The 1,867-nt window shown below is 61.0% G+C and carries 2 protein-coding genes; both read left to right on the forward strand.

All coding sequences use genetic code 11. The features are described from left to right. On the forward strand, window positions 1-1,350 hold a 1,350-nt coding region (locus tag G472_RS35450), incomplete at its 5' end, for a site-specific integrase (RefSeq protein WP_211100251.1). A gap of 172 nt (window positions 1,351-1,522) precedes the next feature. After that, window positions 1,523-1,786, forward strand: a complete 264-nt coding sequence (locus G472_RS39870) for a hypothetical protein (RefSeq protein WP_156927248.1) — start codon at window positions 1,523-1,525, stop codon at window positions 1,784-1,786. Window positions 1,787-1,867: the final 81 nt, after the last annotated feature.

A 1,867-nucleotide genomic window follows, 5' to 3' on the forward strand; every position in this document is an offset into this window, starting at 1 on the left:
GCGATCCGCCGGGGCGTCGGGCACGATTCGGAGGACGCCGTGAGCGACAGGGCCGCGTCGCCGATGCCGACCACGCCCACGGTGATGACCGCCACTGTCGTGCCCGCCGCCAGCCCGGCGATCCACATCACCCTCGACGCCCTGGCCGACTGCATCGCCAAGAAGCTCCGTGCGGCTCCCCCCGAGGCCCGGTCACCGCTCCCGGCACCGGCACCAGCCCCCACCCCCACCCCCACCAAGACCCTCCAGGCCGTCTACGACGCTTACATGGCCGATCCCGGCGTCGTCCGGTCGGGCAAGACGGTCCTGGCGTACGAGACAGTCTTCAGCCTGCTGATCGAGATCATCGGCAACGAGACTCCCATCTCCGACATAGGGCGAGAGACCTGCCGTGAGGTGATGGACACCCTCCGCTGGTTGCCGCCCAACTCGACCAAGCGGTTTCCGAACCTCACGGCTCGCGAGATTGCTCAGACGACCCGCGATGCCGGCAAGGGGTCCGGTCTCAGCCCGGCGACCGTAAACGGCTACATGACCAAACTGTCCGCACTCATGACCTGGGCGTTCAATGAGGGCTTCATTGACCGGAATCCCGCGAAGGGACTGGGCGTCGTTGATACCACCAACCGCAAGGACAAGCGGAAGCCATTCACCCCGAAGCAGCTTCACGCGATTTTCGCCGCCCCCCTGTATACCGGCTGCCAGGACGACGAGTACGGCTACGCCAAACCGGGGGACGCCCGTCCCCGCCGGGGACGGTTCTGGGTTCCCCTCATCGGGCTATATTCGGGGATGAGGCTCAATGAAATCTGCCAACTGAACACGGAAGATGTCCGGGTAATCGACGGCACGTTGTGCTTGGTCGTCACGACCGAGGCGATCAAAGGGACCGACGACAAACGGCTCAAGACCGGCAGCAGCGAGCGGGTCATTCCGGTCCACCCGACGCTGCTCGCGGTGGGCTTCGACGAGTACGTCGCCGAGCAGAGGCGGAAGAGAAATCCGAAACTGTTTCCGGAATTAACGCCGGCCAAAACCGGCTACTACTCTGACGTTTTCTCAAAGTGGTTCCGCCGGTTCCTTCAAAAGGCAGGGGCGTCGGCCGGCCGAACCTGCTTTCACAGCTTCCGTCACAATTTTCGGGATGCTCTTCGGGAAGCTCGGGTGGAACGCGAACTCGCCCTGGCCCTTGGCGGCTGGGCCGGTGACAACGGCGATATGGGCTCCGAGAGTGCGGAGTTCTACGGCCGCGGTTATCGTGCATCGACGCTGCTGAAGGCCATTTCGAAGGTCCAATACCCCGAACTCGACCTCTCCCACCTCCTTCCTCCTCCGGAACCGCAATGCTGAAGGCTATCTCGCATCACACTGCACAGCGAGGCCGCAAATATGAGGTCGGGTGGGCGTACCAGAGGTCATGGAGGCGGCCTCGCCCTCCGCCTCCATGGCGAATTGCACAGGAGGCTTTACAACCGACCTATCATCGGCTTTAGATGGGCCAGTTGACGCTGGAGAGGGCTCCATGACTTCGGAAGTGGTCATTATGAATCGGCGGGCGATTGCTCTCGCCGCAGATAGTGCCGTCACCGTAACGTCTGTACAGAACGGTCGCCGGGAGTCAAAATATTTTAAAGGGGCTAACAAAGTATTTGAGTTGTCGAATCATTCATCTGTTGCTATTATGATCTTCAATATGGCGGATGTACACTCCGTTCCATGGGAAATTATTATTAAGTCATATCGAGCCCACCTTGGGAAGCGGGCGTTTTCAACGCTAGTGCACTGACTCATTCAGAAGGTGCAGGCAGCTGGTTGAGTTTGGCGAAGATGGTCTCGGCGGGCTTGGTCCAGACGAAGGGCTTGGCGG

Origin of the sequence: Azospirillum halopraeferens DSM 3675, assembly GCF_000429625.1 — a bacterium.
In the GTDB taxonomy this organism is placed as follows: domain Bacteria; phylum Pseudomonadota; class Alphaproteobacteria; order Azospirillales; family Azospirillaceae; genus Azospirillum; species Azospirillum halopraeferens.